The sequence below is a fragment of the Sphingobium sufflavum genome, assembly GCF_021403115.1.
In the GTDB taxonomy this organism is placed as follows: domain Bacteria; phylum Pseudomonadota; class Alphaproteobacteria; order Sphingomonadales; family Sphingomonadaceae; genus Sphingobium; species Sphingobium sufflavum.
Window position 1 is genome coordinate 282,214 of the sequence record NZ_JAJSSH010000001.1, and the last position, 20,925, is coordinate 303,138.

Consider the following 20,925-nt stretch of genomic DNA (forward strand, 5'->3'; position numbering starts at 1 on the left):
GAAGTGCCATGGATGTCCGGTTTGCCGGATCTATGATGGGGCTTCTCTGTCCCATTGCTGCCAGTGGTAGGGCCTCCCTACCGGTCTAGCATGGGTTCTATATTAGATAAATCGACCAGAATTCAACAATATGTTTTTCATTGAGAACGAAAGTTTCATATTTCGAATTAATAGGTGGATTTGGGTTCCAAATTCGACCTGCTGAAACGATAGCAAGGGCGATAAAACGCCATAATCTACTGTTGTTATGGTTCTTTGGGCTGGTGCTTCCCGACATGGCCGGGGCTGGGTAAGCGCTGCCAAATTCCCGCAGTCCGGAAGGAGATGCAAAAGGCTTCGACCGTGCTGGCGCATTGAGCGTTTTTGCTGGACGAAGGATCAAATGAGCGGTGATGCGGCCGCTGCCGTGCGATCGTCGCATGGCCTGTGGCCATCGTGTCAAGCCTGCCCAGGGCTTTGTTGAAGGTTTCGATTGCGCGATTGGCTCTGCTGTCCGTTGGGAAGGTAGAACCGATGCATATATCAAAGGAGAATGGGGTCATGGCGCGGATTGATAATGCGGTGTGGCCGCCGGAGATGGGCGAAGCTATGCGGAACAATCTGCACCGTGTGCTCTATCATAATGCGCCGATGGCGGACCTGTTGTGCGCGTGGGAGATAGGGTGTGCACCAAGCCACACATGTGCCGCAGCGTGTGCGGGAACAGGACATACTGCGGATCGTAGTGCGGCTCCAGGCCGCGGTGGAATGGACCCAGCATTCCGTATCGCGCAGATGGTCGGTGTGACGGTGGAGGAGGTACCGCTCCGTGACGGCGATCTGCCGGGTTTTGCGGACGGGGATCAGACGGCAATCCTGTTTATGGAGGCCGTCAAGCATCATGCCATGAGCAATGCCATCTGGTAGGATACCGCGCGCTATTTTGCGCAGGCGGAATTGCTGGACCTAGTGATGATCGCGGGGTTTTACGGCCATGCATCGCGGATCACGCTGGCACTGGATGTGGCCGTAGAAGGGAGACTCAGCCGGATTGCCGAATCCTGACGGTGACGCCGTTAAGGCGTTGCACGATGCGCCTGTCGTACGGCAAATTGGATAAGGCAGGTTCGCAATGGCGAATAAAATGCCAGGGGATGCGGCTGCTTCCGTTGATTTTCCGGGAGCGTGCGCCTAGCAGTTGACCAGCAGTCTCTCCGTCTCGGTATGGTGAATAGCAGCATGTCCCGTTCATCTCCCGGCGTGGGCCGTGTGGTTTCCATCCTCAATTTCATCTCCGACCATCCCGGCCAGTCCTTCACGCTGACCGACATCGTCCGCGCCCTGCGGCTCAGCCGGGCGACCTGCCATGCGCTGCTCGGCGGGCTGGTCGAGGCGGGGTATCTGTTCCGCGCCAGCGACAAGAGCTATGTCCTCGGTCCCGCGCTGATCGCGATGGGAGAGGTGGCCAAGGACAGCTTCTCTCCCACGCGCGTCGCCCAGCCGGAGATGCGGGCGCTGGCCGACAAATATGATGCAATCTGCGCCTTGTGTACGCTGGAGGATGGCGACGCAGTAATTCTCGACCGGGCTGCGGCGCTGTCAAATGTGGGGCATAGCACGGTGCGCGGTGCGCATCTGCCGCTGCTCGCGCAATATGCGGGTGTCTTTTTCGTCTGGGCGTCGACCGCAGAGGTGAACGACTGGCTCGACACACTCGACCCGAAGCCCCGTGTCGACCAGCGTGAAAGAATGCTGCAGAGCATCGACTTCATCCGCAGCCACGGTTTCGGAGCCAGCCAGCGTACCGCCCATACGCCCAATATCGTCTCCGCCCTGGACCGGCAGGCGAGTTGGGAGATGCTGGACCAGACGATGGAGCCGTTGCTGGCCATCGATTCGGACGGCAGATATTGGCCCGGCTATATTCAGGCGCCCATTTATGACGCGCGGCGGCGCGTCGCCTTCGTTATCGCGCTCAGCGGTTTCAAGGGCCAATTGACGGGCGACGAGATCATCGCTCTCGGTGCCGAGGTGCGCGAAACATGCGAACGATTGTCCAGTTTCATCAGCCGGGTTCCACCTGCGACGCTATAGGTTCTGGTCACTAACCTCTCGCCATCCTGCGCCCCTGTTGATCGGGCAGGAAAGAATGGCCACCAACGCTTTCTCCCGCTTCTCCGAATGGATGTGACGAATCTGGGTAGCCGCCCCTTGCCTCATGGCGTAAAGGCTGGCACCATATTCACACATTCGATTGATTGTTCCAAATATGGAACAAGTATGAGGGCGGCCTGATGTCCGTTCATTTGTGGAGAAAATATGGCAAGGCCGCTGGAGGGCATCAAGGTTGTGGAAGTCGCTATGTGGGCGTTCGTGCCCGCCGCTGGCGGCATATTGTCGGATCTGGGCGCTGACGTCATCAAGGTCGAGCCACCGACCGGTGACCCGATCCGTGGGCTGAAGATTGGCATGTCCAATGCGGAAGCCGCCTTCGATTTTTCTTGGGAGAATTATAACCGGGGCAAGCGCAGCATCACCCTCGACCTAAAAATGCCGCAGGGGTTGGAGGTGCTGCACAAGCTGCTGGAGGATGCCGATGTGTTCCTGACCAACCTGTTGCCACCGGCGCGGACAAAGATGGGTATCGACCTGCCGTCGATCCGAAGGCGCTTCCCGAATATCATCTATGCCGTGGGCAGTGGCGTAGGCCAGCGGGGACCGGAAGCGCATCGCGGTGGTTTCGACGCCATCACCTTCTGGGCGCGGGGCGGCATCTCTTCGTCCTTGAGCGCGGAGGATTGCGACCTGCCCATCGCCCCACCGGGACCGGCTTTTGGAGATTGCCTGTCCGGCGCAATGCTGGCGGGTGCTGTTTCCGCCGCCATCGCGCAGCGGGCGATGACCGGTCAGGCGTCGGACGTGGACGTGTCCTTGCTCGGCACTGCCATGTGGGCGATGCAGCGGGCGATCACCCAGTCCACCCATGAGAATCTGGAGCGTTTCCCACGGCCCGCTAACAACCTGCCCAACAATCCGCTAGTCAGCAATTATCGGACGAAGGACAACCGCTTTCTGGCGCTGTGCATGTTGCAGGCGCAACGCTATTGGGCGCCGCTGTGCGAAGTCGCAGGGCGTCCGGACCTCGCCGCCGACCCCCGCTATGCCGACAATGCTGCGCGTCGCACCCACCTGGCGGACTGTTATGCGGACCTGAAGGCGATGTTCGCCAGCAGGACGCTGGCGGAGTGGCGTGAAATTCTGGCCCGGCAGGATGGGCAATGGGATGTCGTCCAGTATGTGGGCGAGATGAAGGATGACTGTCAGGTGCAGGCCAATGACTATCTCCAGCCAGTCACGCATGAGGATGGCCGAACGCTCCGCATGGTTAGCGTGCCGATGCAGTTCGATGGCGCGTCCTTGCCCGCCAGTCCTGCGCCGGAACTGGGCGCGGACAGCGATGCGATCCTGTCCAGCCTTGGCTATGACGAGGATGCCATCATCGACCTGAAGGTCGCTGGAGTGGTGTTCTGATGCCGGAGGCTTCAACCGAGGCCCGCCCCGAGCCGAAACGGCAGTTACCGCTTCTGGAGCCGGAGACGGCCTTTTTTTGGACTGGCGGGGCGAATGGCCAATTGCTGATCCAGCAGTGCGCGGCCTGTGGGACTTACCAGCACCCGCCGTTGCCGCGCTGCCGTGCCTGCCATAGTGCGGATGTGGCGCCCGTCGCGGTATCCGGCCGCGGGCGGATCGCAACCTATACGGTTAATCGGGAAGCTTGGCTGCCGGGGCTGAAGGTTCCCTTCGTCTATGCTGCGGTGGAACTGGAAGAGCAGTCGCAACTCTATGTTTTCGCCAACATCCTCGGCCTGGTCGAGGCGGTGCGGATAGGCCTGGCTGTCACCGTGACCTTCGAACAGCATGAGGATGTCTGGTTGCCGATGTTCGAGATCCACGATGACCGGTAACGCACATGCCGAAAAGCAGGTCTGCATCACGGGTGCGGGTCAGTCGGAGGTTGGGCGTCCGTCGAGCAAATCCGCGCTGCAACTGACCGTCGATGCCTGCATGACGGCTATCACGGCCGCAGGGCTGACTCCGCGCGACATCGACGGCATCACCACCTTTCCCGGCCGGTCGGGCGACACGGGCGGCTTCTCCCCCGTGGGATCGACCGAGGCGATGCTGGCGCTGGGCATGGAGCCGACATGGATCGGCGCGTCGACCGAGGGGCATGCCCATTTGGGCGCGGTCATCAGCGCGGTGCAGGCCATTGCCAGTGGTATGTGCCGCCATGTTCTGGTCTTCCGCACCGTGACGCAGGCGCAGGCTCGGCTGCGCTCCAGGTCGTCCACGCTGCTCGGCAAGGCGGGCCAGCCATCGCGTGTCGAGGGCGCGAATCAATGGTCGGTGCCGTTCAATGCGATTTCGCCGACCAATATGTATGCGCTCTATGCTCAGGCCTATTTCGACAAATATGGTGCGACGTCGCAGCAACTGGGCGCCATCGCCGTCAATGCGCGGGCGATGGCCAGCAAGAACCCCAATGCCATCTATCGCAAGCCGCTGACGCTCGACGACTATATGGCGTCACGGGTGATTTCCACGCCACTGCGGCTCTATGATTGCGATACCCATATCGATGGATCGACGGCTATCCTGCTCTCCCACCGGGATGCGGCCAGGGATCTGAAGCTGCCACCCATCCATATCGAGGCGATGGGTATGGCGATCGGTGGGCTGGGGTATGGCCTGCATGAAGGCGATTTCACCAGCCTGCCCGCGACACGGGCGGGGGACATGCTCTGGTCGCACACCGACCTGACGCCGAAGGATGTGGATGTCGCGCAAATCTATGACGGCTTTTCCATCCTGACCCTGCTGTGGCTGGAGGCGATGCAATTGTGCAGGCCGGGTGAGGCGGCGGCTTTTGTCGAGGGGGGCGCGCGGATCGGGCTGGGCGGTGAATTGCCGCTCAACACCAGCGGCGGCCAGCTCTCCGCCGGACGTTTCCATGGTTATGGGCACACTTATGAGGCGTGCCTGCAACTATGGGGTCAAGGCGGCGAACGGCAGGTCGAGGGAGCGAAGGTCTGCGCCGTTGCAAATGGCGGTTATGGCTATGGCGCGCTGCTGTTGCGGACCGACTGAACAACACAGGTTTTACAACCGAAACGCCCTTTTGAAAAAAGGCCTCGGCTTGACCATATTTCCAAATAGCGATATGAAATTTGCAATATCGAATAATGAGCCGATGAGTCGGCGGCAGTAGGAGCTTGGAACGATGAGCGATACAGGTCTTGCAGAACGTGCCGGAGCCGGGGCGGAGGGCAATGCAGGTGGCGCCGGATCCGGTGTGGCGACCGAAGCCGGAAGCGACGCCGGCAAGGCAGCGTGGACATTGGGCCGTATCGTCGACGCCGACGCCCATATCGACCCGCCCTATGATATGTGGCGCGACTATCTGCCCGCGAACCTCAAGGATCAGGCCCCGGTCATCGAGGAAGGGGACGAGGTCGACTATATCGTCTTCGAGGGCAATCGCCGCCCGGTCCGCATGATCAACAACCAGGCCGGCCGCGCGGGCAAGGACTTCAAGATGGTCGGCAAGCTGTCCGAGCAGCGCAACACCTACGACCCGCACAAGCGTCTGGCCGACATGGACCTCGACGGGATGGATGCCGCCGTGCTGTTCGGCGGCGGCCCGCTGGGCACGTCCAACGACGAACTCTACATGGCCAGCTACACCGCCTATCAGGACTGGGTGATGGATTTCGCGTCGGCCGACCCGCGCCGCCTCGTCCCCATCGGCTATGTGCCGATGCGCGACATCGACGAGACGATCGCGCAGGTGAAGCGCCTCGCAAAGAAGGGCTTTCGCGCGATCAACCTGCCGGCCTTCCCGCAGAACGCCAGCGCGTGGAAGACCAGTTCCGGCGTCAAGAATATGAAGGACGGACAGGTTTCCGCCCTGACCGGCGACCCCAAGGGCGAGCTGCAATATTATCAGCCGGAGTTCGACCGGTTGTGGCAGACCATCGTCGACCATGACATGGTCGTCACCTTCCACCTGGGCGCGCGGGTGCCGCGTTTTGGCGACAAGCAGCATTTCCTGCCCGACATGCCGATGAGCAAGACGGCGATGGCCGAACCCATCGCCATCTTCATCTTCAACGGCATCTTCGACCGCTTCCCCGACCTCAAGATCGCATCGGTCGAGAGCGGGGTCGGCTGGTTCGCCTGGTTCACCGAATATACCACGCGCACATGGGAGCGGCAGCGGTTCTGGACCGAAAGCCCGCTCAAGCAGCCGCCCAGCTATTATATGGACCATAATGTCTTCGGGTCGTTCATTCAGGATCGGGCGGGCATATTGAGCCGTGACCTGCCCGGCGCGGGCAACATCATGTGGTCGTCCGACTATCCCCATTCGGAAACCACCTTCCCCCATTCGCGCGAGATCATCCTGCGCGATTTCGAGGGTGTGCCGGAGGAGGCGATTCGCGACATCATCTGCAACACCTGCGCGAAGCTGTTCCGCATCGACTGAGCATCCGAGGGGCTGCCGGGCTATCAGTCCGGTGCTCGATCGGCTTGACGCCCCGGCCCTGTGCCGGGGTGTTTTTGTTGGGGTGGACGGGGCGCGTCGCGCAATCTGCCGCTGGCCGGACGATGGGTGGCGGCTGGACGGGGAGCGCCTTCCCGTGTGCGGTGGACGTTAGACGGATTCGTCATTGCTTGGCTACGCTCGCAATGACGAGATGGGTGTGGTGTCGTTCTGGACTTGATCTGGGGTGGTATCGATCAAGCCATGCCGGCCTCTATCGCGCCACGTTAGCCCGCCTGCTCCCCGTCGGGCGCGTTGTTGCCCACCACCCGGTTTCGTCCGTCATGCTTGGCCTGATACAGATGGCGGTCGGCATGGCGGATCAGGTCCATCAGGTCGCTGCCATCGCCGGGCGCGGTCGCGAGGCCGATGCTGACCGTGGGGGCGAGCGCGAAAGACCCCGTAAAGGCGGCGGGCACGGCGGCGCGCAGCCGTTCGGCCTGGATCAGCGCCGTCTCATGGTTCATGCCCTCGCTCAGCACCACGAACTCTTCCCCGCCGTAGCGGAAGATGCGGTCGTTGGCGCGGACGCTGGCGCGCAGGGCCTGCGCGATCTGGCGCAGCACGTCGTCGCCGGTGACATGGCCGTGGCGGTCGTTGATCTGCTTGAAATGATCCACGTCGACGATGGCCAGGCTGATCGGTCGCCGGTTGCTCAAGGCCCGCGCGACGCTGGCCTGCGCCGATGTTTCGAACTGGCTGCGGTTGAGCACGCCGGTCAGCGCGTCGATGCCGCTGTCGCGCAGCAGCGCCTCGTAGCGGTGGCGATAGGTCAGCTTGGCAAAAATGTCGCTCAGCCGCTGGCCGTCGGCGTGCACGGTCCCGTCGTCATGCCGTTCGACCAGATGGAGATAGGCGCTGATGAAGATGGCATAGAGGATCGCCGCCGCCATCTTGGCCATCCATCCGCCCAGCAGCGCGGCGGCGGGCGTGCCGGTCATGAGGTGCAGGCCCGCGAAAAAGCCGAGCTGATCGAAGCTGAGGATGACGATGAGGGAGAGCGCAGCGCGGGGGAACATGGCCCGCCCCACCCAGCGTTCCAGCCGTTCGTAGAGGAGGATGATGGCGATGCTGTCGATGAACAGCAGGGTCGTGCCCCAGATCATCAGCGCGCCGAGCTGGTCCAGCAGGGTCAGGTCGGGCCGGACGCCGCCCGGCAACTCCATCGGTGTGTAGAAGCGCAGAACGCCCGCCAGCGCGACCATCAGGAAATTGCCCATCAGCAGGCCATAGATGGGCTGGCGCACCGTCTCCGCATCCTCCCGGATGTAGAGCATCAGGATCATCGCCAGCTTGCCCGCGAACATGACCGTGGAACCGGGGGAGATGAGGCCGAAGGGCAGTTCGATGAAGAACACCGCCGCCAGATAGGTTTCGAGGAAATGCATGACGCCCAGCGCGCAGACGAACACGCCCATGCCCATGGTGCGCCGCGCCCGGAACAGCGTCGCCATGACCGCGAAATATAGCAGCGCCTGCAATATGAGCAGAAGGCTCCCGATCATTGCGTCCTCATGGCTGGCTGGAATTGCGGCATAGCTAGCGTTGTGCGGTGCGGAATCAAGTAACAGATTATGTCATGGGTGGCGGAGGAAATGGCGGACGGTCGCGGCGAACTTCGCGGGCTGGTCGATCATGACCATATGGCCGCTGGGCTGGACCGGGACGATGCGCGCGCCGGGCGCAGGTCGCCAGGCGGTGCGTGTGCGGGAGAGGAGCGCGGCGGCGGTCTGCGCATCGGCGGGCAAGGCGGGCACGACCGTCAGCGGCGCGCGGATCGCGGCGAGGCGCGGGCCGAGGTCGAGGGCGGCCAGTTCGTCCAGCGCATCCGCGATGACGTCAGGATCGCTGTCCCGGCCGCTGGGCGTCGCGTCCTGAAGCAACTGGGCAAAGGCGCGGCGGCCCGCGACGGTGCCGGTGAAATAGCTGCGGAGCTGTCTGGCGAGGAAGCCCATGCCCTCTGCCGTGCCGCCGATCATCCCGGCGGCGGCGGGCAGCATGTCGACCACCATCAGGCGGCCGACGCGGGCGGGTGCGCGCAACGCGGCCAGCATCGCCAGCGTGCCGCCCATGCTGTGCCCGATGACGGCGGGTGCGCCGAGCTTCTGTTCCTGGATATAACGCCCGATCTCGTCCGCCAGCGGGGTGAGCAGTTCACCCGTCGCATTGGCGCCCGCGGGGAGACCGGCAAAACCGCGGACATGGACGAGATGCCAACGCCAGCCGGGCAGGTCGCGGACCAGCCGGGACCATGTGCCGGGACCGCCGCCGAGACCGGGAATCAGGATCACGTCCGGCCCGGCGCCCTCCGCCCGCACGACGATGCGGCGGGAGGTGAAGGGAGGCGGCGGCGCGGCGTGGAGCAGGCCGGGCAGAGTGAGGGTGCTTGCCGCACCGGCTGCGGCGAGGAGCATATAGCGCAGGCTGTCGCGGCGGGTGGGAAGGTTCGCGGGCGTCATGGGTTTAGGGGGCATGGCGGGGAAACTCCCATGGTCCGGCTGAACCCCGGCTGACGCGGAATTGTTCACGGGGGTGGCTGGGCGGGGATCGCCGGACGGGCAGGGCGGGACGGACGGTATTACTGCGCAAAGCCCTTGGGACCGTCAGGCGGTTTCCTCGATCCATCCGCCGCCCATCACTCGTTCGCCCTGATAGAGGACGGCGGCCTGTCCCGGCGCGACACCATATTCGGGCTGGTCGAAGAACAGCCGGTCGCCGGCCAGCTGCGCGGGCACGGGCTTGGCCATCGAACGGACCTTGGCGAGGAAACGCCCCTCCCGCTCCGCGCCGCCCAGCCAGTTGATGTCGGACAGCCGGGCGCTGGCCACCGCCAGCGCGGTGCGCGGGCCGACGATGACGCGTCGCTGCTCCGCCTCCAGCCGCACGACATAGAGCGGTTCGGGCTGGCCGCCGATCTCCAGCCCCTTGCGCTGGCCCACGGTGAAATGGATCAGGCCCTTGTGCTCGCCCAGCACACGGCCATCGACATGGGCGATTTCGCCGGTCGTCTCCGCCTCCGGCCGCAGCTTACGCACCACGCCCGCATAATCGCCGTCGGGCACGAAGCATATGTCCTGGCTGTCCGGCTTCAGCGCGACCGACAGGTCCAGTTCGCCCGCGATCTGCCGCACCACGCTCTTCTCCATGCCGCCCAGCGGGAAGCGCAGATAGTCGAGTTGCTCCTGAGTCGTGCCGAACAGGAAATAGCTCTGGTCGCGCGCCGGATCGACCGCCCGGTGCAGTTCCGCGCCGCCCGGCCCCTCGATCCGCTGCACATAATGGCCGGTGGCGAGGCAGTCCGCGCCCAGTTCGCGGGCTAGTGTGAACAGGTCGGTGAACTTCACCCCCATGTTGCACTTCACGCAGGGGATGGGGGTGCGGCCCGCCAGATATTGGTTGGCGAAATCATCCATCACCGATTCGCGGAAACGGCTTTCATAATCAAAGACATAATGGGCGATACCGATGCGGTCCGCGACGGCGCGGGCATCGCGGATGTCGGTCCCCGCACAACAACTGCCCGTGCGGCCCACCGCCGCGCCATGATCGTAAAGCTGGAGTGTCACGCCGATGGTTTCGGCCCCCGTGCGCGCGGCGAGCGCGGCGACCACGCTGGAATCGACCCCGCCCGACATGGCGACGACGATGCGCCGCGCGGCCAGCGGCTGGGGCAGTTGGAAGGATGGCTGCATGGCCCGGCATATAGGCGCGGCGGGGCCGGGCGGCCAGCCCGTTTGGTCACACTTTGCAAACCACCCTTAAGCAACTCTGAGCGCGGCCTTTACGGGCGTTTATCCTTTGGCTGCTACAAAGCCCGGATGACGATGCACAGCGTGATCCTTCCCCCGCCCATGGAGCCGGACCAGTTTAGTCGGCGGGGAACCCGGATCCCGAATGTGCCAACGCTTCTGGCCGTGCTTGCCGCACGGCAGCGAATCCTGCCCACAGCGACCGCCATGCGGACGTGCGGGACGGATGTGGGAGCAGAGCCGGCGGACCGCATGGTGCGCCTCTTCGTCGAGAGCGGGATGGATAGCGGCATGGCGAGAGGCGCGTTCAACCACGCCATCGCCCGCTACCTGTCGGGAACAGAAGAAGGTGAAGGGGGCATTTACCGTGGCGCTTAGGCAAGGGGCAAAACTTTGCTGCGAAACCGGCTCCACCGAAGTGTTGATTGACCGGCTCGCCGGTGATTGAGGGTAGAATGATCGAAAACCAGAAAATCCGTCCGGCACAGGTCGTGGGCCCCCTTGGCGAACCCCTGACCATCGATTCGCTCCCCGCGCCGAGCACCACCCGCTGGGTCGTGCGGCGCAAGGCGGAAGTCGTCGCAGCCGTCAACGGCGGCCTGTTGACGGTCGACGAAGCCTGCGCGCGTTATTCGCTGACGCTGGAGGAGTTCGCCAGCTGGCAGCGCGCGGTCGACCGTTCGGGTATGCCCGGCCTGCGCGTCACCCGCATCCAGCATTATAAATCCCTGTACGAACGCCAGCAGCGTTACTGATCCACGCTGAACGCCCATGCCGCCGCCGATGCTGCCAGCCCGTCCCACCCGACCGGCGATCAGCGGCGGGCATGGCGGCGGGGGCGCCCGGTCGCTCCTTGCCAATCCGAAAGGCATCATGCGGCCCCGGCGGCGCGCCGTCCGGTAGTCTGGTCTCCCGCCCATTACCGGCACGCCCCATCGCAGCGGCACCGCCCCGTCACCCCAGACCGGCCATGGTTTCAGGATGGTGGCAAAGGGATCAGCCGAAATCCCATTCCGCCACACCGGGCACATCGACCCGGAAGGAGAGGATCGCCCCCGACAGCGGAGCGGCCGCCAATGCCCCGGCATCGAGGCCGCTCCGCGCGGAGGTGACATAGGCGGTGCGGCGATCGGTCCCGCCAAAAGCGATCATCGTCGGACGGGGCACGGGCAGGGCGATGCTCTCCACCACCTCCCCCGACGGCGCGATGCGCACCACCCGTCCGCCATCGAACAGGGCGCTCCAGTAAAAGCCCGCCTCGTCGAAGGAACCGCCGTCGGGCCGTCCCTGACCATGGGGAAACTGGTGCAGCACATGCTCGTCATGCAGCGTGCCCGCCTGCGGGTCGGCGCGATAGGTGCGCAGGGCATGGCTGGGCGTGTCGGCATGGTGGAAGCGCAGGCCGTCCGCGCTGAACGCCGCGCCGTTGCAGGTCAGCATGCCATCCTGCATCAGCGTCGCCCGCCCGTCCGGGTCGAAGCGATAGAGGGCGGCGTCCTCAGCCGATTTCGCCATGTTGACGCTGCCCGCCCAGAAGCGCCCCCGGTTGTCCGTCCGCCCGTCGTTGAGGCGCAGGTCCGGCCGCCCCGCCAATATCTGCTCGCCAAAAGGGACGGGCGTCGCATCCCAGCCCGACAGCATCGCCAGCCCGTCCTTCATTCCCAGCAGCAGGCCGCCACCCCGGACAAAGGCGAAGCAGCCGACCGGTGCGTCGAAGGTGCGGACATCGTCCTGTCCGCTGGCCGGGTCGAAACGATGCAGCCGGTTCTGCGCGATATCGACCCAGTAGAGGCGCGATTCCTCCGCGTGCCAGCGCGGACATTCGCCGAGGATCGCCTCCGCCGCGAGGGCTGTCGTCACCTGTGACATGAAAAGCCGTGCTCCTGTACAAAATGCCGGACCCCGGACGGGCGGCCTTTCCGTTGTGACGTCATGATCGCTATGCTCCGCGCAAACGCTGTAATTCGGAGCATGACATGGCCCGCCCTTCCCCCTGGATGCTGAACCAGGACACCTATCCCTATAGCGTGGCGGTGCCGCCCCGCTATGCCGATCTCGACCCCATGGGCCATATCAATAATGTCGCCATCGCCAGCATGTTCGAGACGGGGCGTGTGAATTTCCACCAGCAGTTGCAGACCCACCCGCGCGAGCAAGGCGTGCGCTGGCTGGTCGCGGCGGTCGCGATCAATTATCTGGAAGAAATGCACATGCCGGACGATATCACCATCGCGTCCGGCTTGCGCCGGATTGGCAACCGGAGCTGGACGATCAGTTCCGCGGCCTTTCAGAATGGCGAATGTTGCGCGACCTGCGAGACGGTGATGGTGGTGCAGGGCGGCGGCGAGGATCGTGGCATGGTGACCGACGAACTGCGCACCCGCATGCGCCCCTTCTTCGTTGCGGCGCCGGAGGGTGACGAGTCCTGACCGGCGAATAGCGGGAGGGGGAGCGGGCCGGAGCCGCGTGGTGCGGCGCTACCCCGCCACCGTCAGGCAATAGCCCGCGCCGCGCACGGTATGCAGCATCGGGCGGGCAAAGCCCCGGTCGAGCTTGGCGCGCAGGCGCGAGATATGGACCTGGACGACATTGGTGCCAGGGTCGAAGCCCAGCCGCCAGATGGTTTGCAACAATGTCTGGCGCGATTGCACCCGGCCGCAATGGCGGGCGAGGTGGAGCAGCAGTTCATATTCCCGCGCGAGCAGGCCCAGCGCCCGGCCGCCGCGACGCGCACTATGGGCGATCAGGTCGATGTCGAGGTCGCCCAGCACCATGCGCCGTCCCCGGTCGCCGGGCCGCTTCGACAGCCGGATCAGCCGGGCCAGCGCTTCGTCCCGATCCATCCATGGCCCGATCACTTCGTCCGCGCCGGACAATATAGCGCTGGTGCGGGCGCGTGCGTCGTCGGCCTCCTGCCACAACAGGATCGGTTCGGCCGCGTCGCATCCCTTGCGCCAGTGGCCGCTGTCGAGGTCGTCGAGCCGCACGGCGGATGGCAGGTCGCGGATCATCAGGGGGCAGCCCAGGCGCGCGGCGCGGCCGATCAGGTCGGGCATGTCCGATCCGTCGCTGTCCCTCCCGATACGCCAGATCTCCATCCGACGGCATGCCCCCGATCCGCCTCAACCGCTGGCTTGCCTTTTGTCCGATTGCAAAGTGTCGAGAAAACCGGCTTTTGATCCGTTCACGATGGTTTCCATCGCGCCCGCCACATGGGCGCGGATCAGGGGGCAGGAGCTGGCGCGCGCCCGTTCGGCCAGCGCGGCGTGCTCGCCGGCCGTTTTTGCTTGTCCTTCCAGTGCCTTCCACGCCGCCAGCCGCATACGGGGGTCGCCGTGCCGGACGGCGAAATCCTCCGCCAGATCGCGGGCGTTGCCTCCTCCGAAACGGACCGAAAGGGGCAGGAGGATTTCCGCGGCGGTGATCGTCGCGCATCCTTCGATCCGCCCGGCGGACAGGTCGAAGAAATATTGCCGCCGCCATGCCTGCGCATCGCTCATCGGCATGACGTTGATCGACACCGACATGGCGTCGGGCGGCAACTGGTCATGGATGTCGACATTGGCGCGGTAGAGCATCAGTTTGCCCTGTTCGAGGTGGCTGCGTTCGATGAAGCGCAGGTCCACCGCCTCGCCCGCCACGCCCTGCACCGTGCCATCGGCCACGCCATCATATTCATAATAGTCGGACCAATAGCCCGGCCCGGCATAGCCCAGTGTCAGGAAGTCGAAGGCATGGTCGTGCGGGCGATTGTAATAATAGGCGGCCCGGCTGCTGTCGCGCAGCATGGCGTCCTGTTCCGACGGCCAGATATTGGCGCGGATGAAGAAGGAGCCGCCCGGCACCGGCGGGACCAGCATCAACACCTGCGGCGAATAGCCGTTGGCGAGGCTCTGCTCCCGGCAGGCATCCTTCAGCGAGGCTAGCGCCAGATCGCTGAGGAAGCGCCGGTCGTTGCCCAGTGCGGCGAGCATGGGCGCGGCGGCGGCCAGACTGTCCCGACATTGGGGGTCGAAGGCGGCGCTGCGGCAATGGTCAGCCAGATCGGCCAGCGTCGCGACGGCGTCGGTCGCATGGTCGATCACGACTGGCATGGGGCGGCCTCCTGCGCTGGGGTGGGGTGGGCGCTGGCATCAGAGCGGGAACGGGGTGTGAGACGGGTTATCAGGCGGCTGGCCGCGTCGCGGATCGCGCCGTCCGGCTCGGCCCCCGCCATATGGGTCAGGTCGGGCCAGGCGGCGGCGGTGTCCACCGCCAGCATCTCCCGCATCAAGGCCCAGCGTTGCGCGCCATGCGCACGGGGCAGCAGCGCGCGCAGGGCGTCAAGCGGCGGAGCCTTGCCCAAGGTGCGCAGCACCGCGATCATGGCCAGCGAGCGGGCCAGCCCGTCGTCGCCATTCGCCAGCGCGCGCGGTCTGTCCTCCCCCACGCCATAGGTGCCGACCAGCGGTGCGGGCAGGCGGCGCACACGGGCGCGCAGGAACAGGGCCTGTCGTGGTGGCGGGGCGATCCACAGCACGCGGCGGCGCTCGTCCATGTCGAATATCCGGTTGGGCATGATCCGAATCGGCCGGTCGCGGCATAGGCCGGTGACGCGCGATAGCAGGGCGATGCGTCCATCAAGCGGTTCGGGCGAGAGGATACGCAATAGGCTGCGGTTGCCGACGAAGGCATGGCTGGTCGGTGGGGATGCGGCCTTGCCATCGAGCCGTCCCAGCGTGCCGAGCGTCACCGACGCGCGCGGACCGGAGACGAACAGGAGCTGCTGTAAGGCGCCGCTGGTCATCGCGGTCATGCCGAACAGGTGAAAGGGATCTGCGCTCAGGCTCTGCGTCGTGGCGCGGGCGAGGGCGTGCAGCCAGCGCACATCCTCGAACAAGGGACGCAGCGCGGCGACGGCCTGCGCAACATCCGGCGCGGCTTCCGCTGTCGCTGCCGCCCTGCCCAGACGGTCGAGGGCTTCGGCGGCATCGTCGGCAGGTGCCGTGGGTGGGGCGGGGCTGGGGGCCGCCTGCCGGGATGCCGCCGTCACCATCAGCGGTGGAACACCAGCGAGATGATGATCGCGTCCTGCGCGATCTGGAGCGATTCGGATGCCTCGCCACAGGCGAACAGCGCGATGGGGGCGTCCAGTTCCTCGATCTCGTCCAGGCTGAGCTGCGGCAGGGTGTGGGCAATCGGCATGATCTTGGTCCTCCGTGGCGGTAGCGCCGGGGACGAGGCTAGGGTCGGGTGCCCGTTCGGCCCTAGTTACAACGATGTTATATTGCGGAAGCCCGCATCATGGGGCGAGCGTCAGGACGATGGTGAGGCCGCGCCGGTCCTCCGCAGGCTCGCCGGGCGGGAGGGGCCGGCGCACCGCGTCGGCCCGCGCGCGGTCGAGGATGAGGGGCGGCACGCCCGGCCCGTAGAGCACCACGTCCGCCTCCCCCAACAGCCGCGCGGCGCGCAGCGTCAACTCGTCGGGATCGGGAGAAGAGAGGGTGAGGCCGACGGTGCGGGCAGGCGGTTGGTCATCGGCTGCGGCCAGCCAGCGTGTGACAGCCTCCGCCCCGTCCCGCACGGCCACGGGATCGAGCGCGCCGCCCTGCGCCAGTCCGGCGTCTAGCGCGCCGCGCCGGTCGCGGGCATCCGGCCAGCGCCCGCGAATAGCGCCTTTGGCGGCATCCAGCGCCTGGGCGAGGGCGCCAAGCTGGGGCGGGAGCAGCCGCTCGATCCGTTGCCGCACCGCCTTGGCGAGACCGGCGGAGGCTCCGCCGGTGCCCACGGCGATTATCACCGGGTCACGGTCGACGATGGCGGGCATGGTGAAATCGCACAGGTCGGGCCGGTCCACGACGTTGAGCAGCACACCGCGCGCGCGCAAGCGAACGGTGGCGGCCTCCTTCTCCTCGCCATCGTCGCAGGCGATGATGGCGATGGCGGCCGGGCTATCCTCATCCACCACCAGCGCGCCCGCCCGTTCCAGCAGACGGCGCTTGGCATCGGCGGCCTCCCCCGTGCCGATGAGGATGGCGGGACGGCCGGTAAGGCGCAGGAAGAGGGGGAGGCTGTGCATCCTGCCGCTATAGCCGCATTGGCAGCGAATGTCAGAAGGGAGAGGATGAGGTGGATTGTGGCGGTTGTTCTCGCGTCATTCCCCCATCGTCCCGCGATTGGCGGCGCAGGGCGAGGAGGACGCAGGCATCCGACTGTTGGGCCGCAAATGGTGGATGGCGGGCATCGTCGCCCTATCATGGAGCACGGTGCCAGAACCGACACGCGCTGCCTGCCAGACGCGACTTTCAAAGTCCCGATGGGCAGAGAAAGCGCGAAGTTGCTGGCCACAGGACGGCTCGATCGCCTCAGTCCGTCAGGAGGGTGTATCGGGTGACGCAGGCCCCGCCCAGCAGCGTCCCCTCATCCCGCCTGTTCCAGAAAGGCGATGAGGCCCCGTTCCTCCCGGCTGAGCCATCGGGTTGCGCGGGGCAGGCGGGCCGCGGCGCGCCAAGCGGGCTGGTCGCCGGATCGGGCGAGGTCGATCAGTGCGGGATGGACATAGCTTTTGCGGCTGATGGCGGGGGTGTTGCCCAACGCCTGCGCCACCTCGTCCAGCATGGTCTTGAGGGTCATCTGGCCTTCGCCATGCCATAGTGCGGCAAAGGCGGTGACGCTGCCGCCCCAGGTGCGGAAATGCTTGGCCGAAATATCCGGCCCCATATGGGCGTGGAGATAGGCGTTCACGTCGGTGGAGGTGACGTCATGTCGCGCGCCGGCCTGATCCACATATTGGAACAGGCGCTGGCCTGGCAGATCCTGCATCGCCCGCACGAACCGGGTCAGGCCGGCATCCCGCACGCGCCGTTCGTGCATCTTGCCGGACTTTCCACGATAGCACAGGCGCAGCGCCCCGCCCTCGACCGCCGCATGGCGCATGCGCAGGGTGGTCGCGCCATAGCTTTTATTCTCCTGCGCATAGCGGTCGTTGCCAATCCGGATCATGCCGATGTCGAGCAGGCGGACGAGGGCGGCTAGCGCCCGGTCGCGGCTGACGCTGCGCTGGCGCAGGTCCGCTTCCACCCGCGCACGGATTTTCGGCAGGGCATGGCCGAAGGCCGCGCAGCCCGCATATTTGCCCGCGTCCTGTGTCTCCCGATAGGCGGGGTGATAGCGATATTGCTTGCGCCCGCGCGCGTCATAGCCGGTCGCCTGCAAATGGCCGTCGGGGTCGGGGCAGTACCAGCATCGTTCATAGGCGGGCGGCAGGCCGATGGCGCGGAGCCGTTCGATCTCCGCCCGATCAGTGACGCGCGCGCCGTCGGCGGTGAAGAAGGCGAAATATTGGCCCTTCCTGCGCCGCGCGATTCCCGGAGTGCTGTCGTCCGTGAAACGGAGGGGGGAGGGGTGCGCGGGGGACCGGGTTGCCATGATTGCACGAAACGCATGGCGCGACCTTTGGGTTCGGGAGCTGTCAAGGTTCGTGGACTGCGGTACCCAATGCAGGAGTGGAAAACGTAGGATGATTAGAATTTTCTTTTTATTTCAAACGGAAGTGCCCGCGTTGAACAGAATGTTGCAGTGCGGGGGAACTTTCCGCGCGTCCGGTGATTTGTTTCCGATTAGCTTGTCAAAGATCGGACACCCTCTCATCAAGGTGTGAGTGCATGCCCTCTTCTTCCCAAGAGACAACACTCGCAGCCCAGAGCGATCTCTCCGAAATAGAAACGCTGCGCAGGCAGGTGGTTCGGCTGGCCGCTTCCCTGGGTCTCAAGCTGGTGGATCCATCCGTTGCGACGGTCGAAGACAGCGCGGACAGCGATGTGGGTTATGGCAAATCCGCGAGGGGTAACCGCGATGGCGCGTTCCATACGCCCGACCGGATGAGTGTCGCTATGGCATGGATTTTCGCGCGTAATGCGCGGGATAAGGCGCTGGGGGCCGACCTGTTTGCCGATCCCGTGTGGAACATGATCCTCGACCTCTATGTCAACCCTTGCCGCCATGTCCCGGTGGCGGTGACGGACCTGTGCCTTGCATCCCAATCTCCGGCGACGACCGCCTTGCGCTGGCTGGCCATAATGGAACAGCGGAACCTCATCCTGCGCGCACCCGACAAGCGCGATCGACGACGGTCCTTCGTGATCTTTACTGACGAGGGGTTGCGCCAGGTCGAACGGGCGCTGGACATGGCGGCGGAGAGCGACCGGCGGTTAGGGCTTGGGCGTCTCCGCGCTATCCAGAATGTCGATAACCAGTTGTAGATGCGCGGCGGCCAGGCCGATCCGGTTCGCCAGTTCGGGATCGCTATCCGGCAATATCCGGTCCAGACACGCCAGCACATCCTGCAAATGAAGCAGGCAATCCGCGCTGGTTTCCAGTTCGCTTTTCGCTATTCGTGCCATATTTATCAAAGCGCATATAAACGGGAAACGTTCCGGTAGCGTATTGCGATTGCACGAGCTTGTAAACTTTGTCCGCCAGACGGAAAAATCAGCGACCCAGCGCCAGTTCCACACCGATCCAGAGGGTGCGCGGCGTGCCCAGATCCTCCGAGAGGGAAGGGCTGCTGACCCGGCGGGTGTAGATGGCCTCGTCGAAGATATTCTCCGCCCGGCCGACCAGCGCGACGCCGCGGCCGAGCGGCAGGCGCGCAAAGGCGTCGACGGTCAATGCGGCAGGCATATGGTCGACGCTCAGGTCATCCTCATATTGCGCGCCGCTGTGGCGGAGGGTGCCGGCGATGCGCGCGCCTTCCCGTGGTGTCCAGGCGAGGGTGGCGGAGCCGGCGTGGCGGGGGCTTTGCGCGGGATCGCGACCGTCGAGCGGCGTGCCCGGCGCCCGTACCTTCGAATAGCTGTAGGTGTAGGAGCCGGACAGGGCGATGTGACCCAGCGTGGCGGAGGCGGTGAGTTCCAGGCCCTGCGCGGCGATGGCGCGCACGTTGCGCCGTTCGCGCACGGTGGCGGAGAGGCTGACATTGGCGATGGCGTCGTCCAGCCGGTTGTCGAAAGCGGTCAGGCCCAGCGCGACGCCGGGTGCGGGGGTGAGGTCGAGGCCGATCTCCGCGCCGCGCAGCCGTTCCGGCACCAGGGCGGCATTGGCGTTGGTGGTGATGGGAAAGACGGTGAAGCCGCGATACAGTTCATTGAGGGTCGGCAGGCGAAAGCCGGTATAGGCGGCGGCGCGCAGCGACAGGGCGGGACTGGCGATCCACAGCGCGCCAACGCGCCCGCTTGCCTCCCAGCCGGATCGGTTGGGGTAGGTCGTGGCGGCGAGCACGGCTCCCACGGGATCGCGCCGCTCGACCCGTGCGTCCCGGATCGTCCAGCGGTCGATGCGCGCCCCGCCGGTCAGGACGAGGGCGCCGCCCAGCGTGCCGGGGGTCCAGTCATCCTCGACAAAGGCGCCCGCCGTCAGTTGCCGCCCGCGCGCCAGACGGCGCTGGGTGAGCGGATTGGCGGCGTTGTTGGCGTCATAGGCTTCCTCGCGCATCATGCCACCCGCGTGGCGGGCGTCGACGCCGAAGCGCAGCAGATGGTCCGTACCCACCGGCGGGCGCAGCTCGACTTTGCCGCCCAGCCCCAGCGCGGGTGTGTCGCGCTGGTCGAGCGTTTTGCGGAAACTGGTGCTGCTGATGACAATGTTGGAGAAATTGCGCGCCTGTACATAGGCAAGCGCGTCCACCTGCCAGTTACCGCGTGCGATCAGGCGGATGCTGGCGTCCTGCCCCTCCGCATGACTGTCCGCGCCCTGAAAGCGCAGGGTGCGGTCGTCGCGATAGGCGAGGAAGCGGGCCTGTACCTCCGCCGTTTCACCGACCGGGGCGACGGCGCGCAGGGCGGTGCTCCACCCCTCGTACCGGGCGGGGGCGGTCGCGGCGACGCGCTGGCTGGCGGGGGTGGTGTCGAAGCCGTCGCCCCGATCATAGCGGCCGGAGAGGGAGAGGAAACCGCGTCCCACGTCGGGCGAAAGGGTGGCGGAGAGTTCGGTCGCGTCCCGGCTGCCGTAGAGCGCAGAGGCGGACGCGAGGGGCAGGTCCGCGCGGGTGGCGCTGACCATGGCGATGGTCCCCGCCACTGCGCCCGCGCCAAAGGCCCCGCCGCCGCCGCCGCGCGTGACCCGGATGGCGGAGAGCCGGTCGGGCACGATGGCGCTGTAGGGGATATAGCCGAAGAAGGGATCGGCCATCGGCACGCCGTCGAGCAGCAGCAGCGTCCGGCTGGCCGCATTGCCGCCCAGCGCGCGCAGGTTCGCGCCCTGCGCCGAGGGATTGGCGGAGCGGCTGTCCGACCGGCGGAACTGGGAGAAGCCTGCGACATCGCGCAGCACATCCTCCACCCGGCCCGATGCGTCGGCGCGCAGGCGGGCGGCGTCGATCACCGTCTCGCCATAGGCGGGCGCGCCCGGCGGCAGGTCGAGCGTGCCGCCCAGCACGATGATCGGCGTGCCGTCATAGGGTGTGGCGGTGTCTGCCGTTCCGGTCACTGCCGCGTCCCCGGCGCTCGCCCTGGCGATGGCCGGGTGGGTGAGAAGGACGGCCAGCATCGCGACGGATGTCAGGCGGCGCGCGCGCAGGAAGGCCGGGGGCGACAGGGGCAGGAATATATACATTGC

At 65.7% G+C, this 20,925-nt stretch carries 22 protein-coding genes; 10 read left to right on the forward strand and 12 right to left on the reverse strand.

Going from position 1 to position 20,925, the window contains the following annotated elements; all coding sequences use genetic code 11:
• The first annotated feature begins 747 nt into the window (after positions 1–747).
• The 6 genes from LWE61_RS01475 (at position 748) to LWE61_RS01500 (ending at position 6,526) form a co-directional block, all read left to right on the forward strand.
• A complete protein-coding gene (locus LWE61_RS01475) occupies positions 748–906 on the forward strand; it encodes a hypothetical protein (RefSeq protein ID WP_234148124.1) in 159 nt (52 codons plus the stop codon).
• Positions 907–1,218: 312 nt separating this feature from the next.
• Positions 1,219–2,073, forward strand: coding sequence for an IclR family transcriptional regulator (locus LWE61_RS01480; protein ID WP_234148125.1), 855 nt, complete (start codon positions 1,219–1,221; stop codon positions 2,071–2,073).
• Positions 2,074–2,298: 225 nt separating this feature from the next.
• Complete coding sequence (locus tag LWE61_RS01485) at positions 2,299–3,510, forward strand: CaiB/BaiF CoA transferase family protein (RefSeq protein ID WP_234148126.1); 1,212 nt, start codon at positions 2,299–2,301, stop codon at positions 3,508–3,510.
• Positions 3,510–3,944 carry a Zn-ribbon domain-containing OB-fold protein gene (locus LWE61_RS01490; RefSeq protein WP_234148127.1) on the forward strand — a complete coding sequence of 145 codons (435 nt, stop codon included), beginning with the start codon at positions 3,510–3,512 and terminating at the stop codon, positions 3,942–3,944. Before LWE61_RS01485 ends, LWE61_RS01490 begins: the two co-directional genes overlap by 1 nt.
• Positions 3,934–5,127, forward strand: a complete 1,194-nt coding sequence (locus tag LWE61_RS01495; protein ID WP_234148128.1) for a thiolase family protein — start codon at positions 3,934–3,936, stop codon at positions 5,125–5,127. The genes LWE61_RS01490 and LWE61_RS01495 overlap by 11 nt, the downstream gene beginning before the upstream one ends.
• A 133-nt stretch (positions 5,128–5,260) precedes the next feature.
• Positions 5,261–6,526 carry an amidohydrolase family protein gene (locus LWE61_RS01500; RefSeq protein ID WP_234148129.1) on the forward strand — a complete coding sequence of 422 codons (1,266 nt, stop codon included), beginning with the start codon at positions 5,261–5,263 and terminating at the stop codon, positions 6,524–6,526.
• A gap of 284 nt (positions 6,527–6,810) precedes the next feature.
• On the opposite strand, the gene LWE61_RS01505 is transcribed toward LWE61_RS01500, so the two are convergent.
• The 3 genes from LWE61_RS01505 to mnmA all read right to left on the reverse strand — a co-directional run bounded on the left by LWE61_RS01505 (position 6,811) and on the right by mnmA (position 10,275).
• On the reverse strand, positions 6,811–8,088 hold the full coding sequence (locus tag LWE61_RS01505; RefSeq protein ID WP_234148130.1) for a GGDEF domain-containing protein: 1,278 nt from the start codon (positions 8,086–8,088) through the stop codon (positions 6,811–6,813).
• 72 nt (positions 8,089–8,160) lie between these two features.
• Positions 8,161–9,057, reverse strand: a complete 897-nt coding sequence (locus tag LWE61_RS01510; protein WP_234148131.1) for an alpha/beta fold hydrolase — start codon at positions 9,055–9,057, stop codon at positions 8,161–8,163.
• Positions 9,058–9,186: 129 nt separating this feature from the next.
• Positions 9,187–10,275: a tRNA 2-thiouridine(34) synthase MnmA gene (gene mnmA / locus LWE61_RS01515; RefSeq protein ID WP_234148133.1), complete on the reverse strand. Its 1,089-nt coding sequence runs from the start codon at positions 10,273–10,275 to the stop codon at positions 9,187–9,189.
• 204 nt (positions 10,276–10,479) lie between these two features.
• Between mnmA and LWE61_RS01520 the strand changes: the two genes are divergently transcribed.
• The gene (locus LWE61_RS01520) at positions 10,480–10,710 is read left to right on the forward strand and encodes a hypothetical protein (RefSeq protein WP_234148135.1); all 231 of its coding nucleotides are present in this window, start codon (positions 10,480–10,482) and stop codon (positions 10,708–10,710) included.
• Positions 10,711–10,787: 77 nt separating this feature from the next.
• Positions 10,788–11,087 (forward strand): CtrA inhibitor SciP, encoded by a 300-nt coding sequence (gene sciP, locus LWE61_RS01525; protein ID WP_234148137.1) that lies wholly within the window; start codon positions 10,788–10,790, stop codon positions 11,085–11,087.
• 241 nt (positions 11,088–11,328) lie between these two features.
• Here sciP and LWE61_RS01530 read toward each other — a convergent pair whose 3' ends face one another.
• The gene (locus LWE61_RS01530) at positions 11,329–12,201 is read right to left on the reverse strand and encodes an SMP-30/gluconolactonase/LRE family protein (protein WP_234148138.1); all 873 of its coding nucleotides are present in this window, start codon (positions 12,199–12,201) and stop codon (positions 11,329–11,331) included.
• Positions 12,202–12,308: 107 nt separating this feature from the next.
• Between LWE61_RS01530 and LWE61_RS01535 the strand changes: the two genes are divergently transcribed.
• Complete coding sequence (locus LWE61_RS01535; protein ID WP_234148158.1) at positions 12,309–12,761, forward strand: acyl-CoA thioesterase; 453 nt, start codon at positions 12,309–12,311, stop codon at positions 12,759–12,761.
• Positions 12,762–12,809: 48 nt separating this feature from the next.
• Here the strand turns inward: LWE61_RS01535 and LWE61_RS01540 are convergent, their stop codons facing one another.
• The 6 genes from LWE61_RS01540 to LWE61_RS01565 all read right to left on the reverse strand — a co-directional run bounded on the left by LWE61_RS01540 (position 12,810) and on the right by LWE61_RS01565 (position 17,739).
• The gene (locus LWE61_RS01540) at positions 12,810–13,388 is read right to left on the reverse strand and encodes a winged helix-turn-helix domain-containing protein (protein WP_234148160.1); all 579 of its coding nucleotides are present in this window, start codon (positions 13,386–13,388) and stop codon (positions 12,810–12,812) included.
• Between the two features lie 66 nt (positions 13,389–13,454).
• Complete coding sequence (locus tag LWE61_RS01545) at positions 13,455–14,426, reverse strand: transposase (RefSeq protein WP_234148162.1); 972 nt, start codon at positions 14,424–14,426, stop codon at positions 13,455–13,457.
• A complete protein-coding gene (locus LWE61_RS01550) occupies positions 14,414–15,367 on the reverse strand; it encodes a hypothetical protein (protein WP_234148164.1) in 954 nt (317 codons plus the stop codon). Before LWE61_RS01550 ends, LWE61_RS01545 begins: the two co-directional genes overlap by 13 nt.
• Entirely contained in the window at positions 15,367–15,516 is a 150-nt protein-coding gene (locus tag LWE61_RS01555) for a hypothetical protein (RefSeq protein WP_234148166.1), read from the reverse strand. Before LWE61_RS01555 ends, LWE61_RS01550 begins: the two co-directional genes overlap by 1 nt.
• Positions 15,517–15,613: 97 nt before the next feature.
• Positions 15,614–16,390, reverse strand: coding sequence for a precorrin-2 dehydrogenase/sirohydrochlorin ferrochelatase family protein (locus LWE61_RS01560; protein WP_234148168.1), 777 nt, complete (start codon positions 16,388–16,390; stop codon positions 15,614–15,616).
• Between the two features lie 341 nt (positions 16,391–16,731).
• Complete coding sequence (locus LWE61_RS01565; RefSeq protein ID WP_234148171.1) at positions 16,732–17,739, reverse strand: DNA topoisomerase IB; 1,008 nt, start codon at positions 17,737–17,739, stop codon at positions 16,732–16,734.
• Positions 17,740–17,975: 236 nt separating this feature from the next.
• Here LWE61_RS01565 and LWE61_RS01570 point away from each other — a divergent pair, with 236 nt between their 5' ends.
• Positions 17,976–18,572 (forward strand): helix-turn-helix domain-containing protein, encoded by a 597-nt coding sequence (locus tag LWE61_RS01570; RefSeq protein ID WP_234148172.1) that lies wholly within the window; start codon positions 17,976–17,978, stop codon positions 18,570–18,572.
• On the opposite strand, the gene LWE61_RS01575 is transcribed toward LWE61_RS01570, so the two are convergent.
• Positions 18,522–18,713, reverse strand: a complete 192-nt coding sequence (locus LWE61_RS01575) for a hypothetical protein (protein ID WP_234148174.1) — start codon at positions 18,711–18,713, stop codon at positions 18,522–18,524. The genes LWE61_RS01570 and LWE61_RS01575 overlap by 51 nt on opposite strands.
• Positions 18,714–18,801: 88 nt before the next feature.
• Positions 18,802–20,856: a TonB-dependent receptor plug domain-containing protein gene (locus tag LWE61_RS01580; RefSeq protein WP_407696183.1), complete on the reverse strand. Its 2,055-nt coding sequence runs from the start codon at positions 20,854–20,856 to the stop codon at positions 18,802–18,804.
• Positions 20,857–20,925: the final 69 nt, after the last annotated feature.

Bases quoted from the DNA above. Each gene is read 5' to 3' on its own strand.
- LWE61_RS01475 (WP_234148124.1), top strand. From the start codon at position 748: ATGGACCCAGCATTCCGTATCGCGCAGATGGTCGGTGTGACGGTGGAG.
- LWE61_RS01490 (WP_234148127.1), top strand. From the start codon at position 3,510: ATGCCGGAGGCTTCAACCGAGGCCCGCCCCGAGCCGAAACGGCAGTTA.
- LWE61_RS01500 (WP_234148129.1), top strand. From the start codon at position 5,261: ATGAGCGATACAGGTCTTGCAGAACGTGCCGGAGCCGGGGCGGAGGGC.
- LWE61_RS01480 (WP_234148125.1), top strand. From the start codon at position 1,219: ATGTCCCGTTCATCTCCCGGCGTGGGCCGTGTGGTTTCCATCCTCAAT.
- LWE61_RS01560 (WP_234148168.1), bottom strand. From the start codon at position 16,390: ATGCACAGCCTCCCCCTCTTCCTGCGCCTTACCGGCCGTCCCGCCATC.
- LWE61_RS01570 (WP_234148172.1), top strand. From the start codon at position 17,976: ATGCCCTCTTCTTCCCAAGAGACAACACTCGCAGCCCAGAGCGATCTC.
- LWE61_RS01565 (WP_234148171.1), bottom strand. From the start codon at position 17,739: ATGGCAACCCGGTCCCCCGCGCACCCCTCCCCCCTCCGTTTCACGGAC.
- LWE61_RS01545 (WP_234148162.1), bottom strand. From the start codon at position 14,426: ATGCCAGTCGTGATCGACCATGCGACCGACGCCGTCGCGACGCTGGCC.
- LWE61_RS01485 (WP_234148126.1), top strand. From the start codon at position 2,299: ATGGCAAGGCCGCTGGAGGGCATCAAGGTTGTGGAAGTCGCTATGTGG.
- LWE61_RS01535 (WP_234148158.1), top strand. From the start codon at position 12,309: ATGGCCCGCCCTTCCCCCTGGATGCTGAACCAGGACACCTATCCCTAT.
- LWE61_RS01510 (WP_234148131.1), bottom strand. From the start codon at position 9,057: ATGCCCCCTAAACCCATGACGCCCGCGAACCTTCCCACCCGCCGCGAC.
- LWE61_RS01505 (WP_234148130.1), bottom strand. From the start codon at position 8,088: ATGATCGGGAGCCTTCTGCTCATATTGCAGGCGCTGCTATATTTCGCG.
- LWE61_RS01550 (WP_234148164.1), bottom strand. From the start codon at position 15,367: ATGGTGACGGCGGCATCCCGGCAGGCGGCCCCCAGCCCCGCCCCACCC.
- LWE61_RS01575 (WP_234148174.1), bottom strand. From the start codon at position 18,713: ATGGCACGAATAGCGAAAAGCGAACTGGAAACCAGCGCGGATTGCCTG.
- LWE61_RS01495 (WP_234148128.1), top strand. From the start codon at position 3,934: ATGACCGGTAACGCACATGCCGAAAAGCAGGTCTGCATCACGGGTGCG.
- LWE61_RS01530 (WP_234148138.1), bottom strand. From the start codon at position 12,201: ATGTCACAGGTGACGACAGCCCTCGCGGCGGAGGCGATCCTCGGCGAA.
- mnmA (WP_234148133.1), bottom strand. From the start codon at position 10,275: ATGCAGCCATCCTTCCAACTGCCCCAGCCGCTGGCCGCGCGGCGCATC.
- LWE61_RS01580 (WP_407696183.1), bottom strand. From the start codon at position 20,856: ATGCTGGCCGTCCTTCTCACCCACCCGGCCATCGCCAGGGCGAGCGCC.
- LWE61_RS01555 (WP_234148166.1), bottom strand. From the start codon at position 15,516: ATGCCGATTGCCCACACCCTGCCGCAGCTCAGCCTGGACGAGATCGAG.
- sciP (WP_234148137.1), top strand. From the start codon at position 10,788: ATGATCGAAAACCAGAAAATCCGTCCGGCACAGGTCGTGGGCCCCCTT.
- LWE61_RS01540 (WP_234148160.1), bottom strand. From the start codon at position 13,388: ATGCCCGACCTGATCGGCCGCGCCGCGCGCCTGGGCTGCCCCCTGATG.